The following is a 608-nucleotide window of genomic DNA, read 5'->3' on the forward strand; positions in this document are numbered from 1 at the left end:
GCCAGCAAAAGCGCCGTCAACGTGATGATGAAAACTCACGCCCTGCGAAAGAGCATTACAAAGCGAAACCTCAAGGTGAACGTGCGAAGCCACAAGGTGAGCATGGCAGACCGCAAAACAAGCCTCAAACACCGAGCAAACCGAAGCAGCATTACGTCAATCCGAATACGACAAGTAAACCGGCAAAACGCACTAGTGGCACATTAAGCCTCAAAAAATAACAATAAAGGACGCTTTCGCGTCCTTTTTCTTTGTTGGTCATTCAACCCAAACTGGCTTACAAGCATAATGGGGCAAACTGCCCTCTGGTCAAAGCCACAAGATCTTGCGGAGCAAGCTCAATTTCTAAGCCTCGTTTACCCGCGCTCACACAAATCGTCTCTTGTTCTTTTGCACTTTCATGTAGAAAGGTTGGCAACGCTTTCTTTTGTCCAAGTGGACTAATGCCCCCAACTACATAGCCCGTTGTCTTTTGAGCGATGTCTGGGTCTGCCATGTCGGCTTTTTTACCCTTTGCTGCTTTGGCTGCCAATTTTAGATTCAGTTTTTGATCCACAGGAATGATGGCTACTGCCAAGTTTTTGGGCTCGCCATTAAGGCAAAACAAC

1 protein-coding gene and 1 pseudogene are annotated in these 608 nt (G+C 47.0%); one reads left to right on the forward strand and one right to left on the reverse strand.

Annotation, left to right across the window (positions count from 1 at the left end):
* A pseudogene (locus R7Z49_RS26170) lies at positions 1-221 on the forward strand (23S rRNA pseudouridine(2604) synthase RluF); the annotation flags it as partial.
* A gap of 56 nt (positions 222-277) precedes the next feature.
* Here the strand turns inward: R7Z49_RS26170 and R7Z49_RS26175 are convergent.
* Positions 278-608: YbaK/EbsC family protein (locus tag R7Z49_RS26175; RefSeq protein WP_318112582.1), on the reverse strand; the 331-nt coding region annotated here is incomplete at its 5' end.

The organism is Vibrio sp. 1562, from assembly GCF_033340155.1.
Lineage (GTDB): Bacteria > Pseudomonadota > Gammaproteobacteria > Enterobacterales > Vibrionaceae > Vibrio > Vibrio alginolyticus.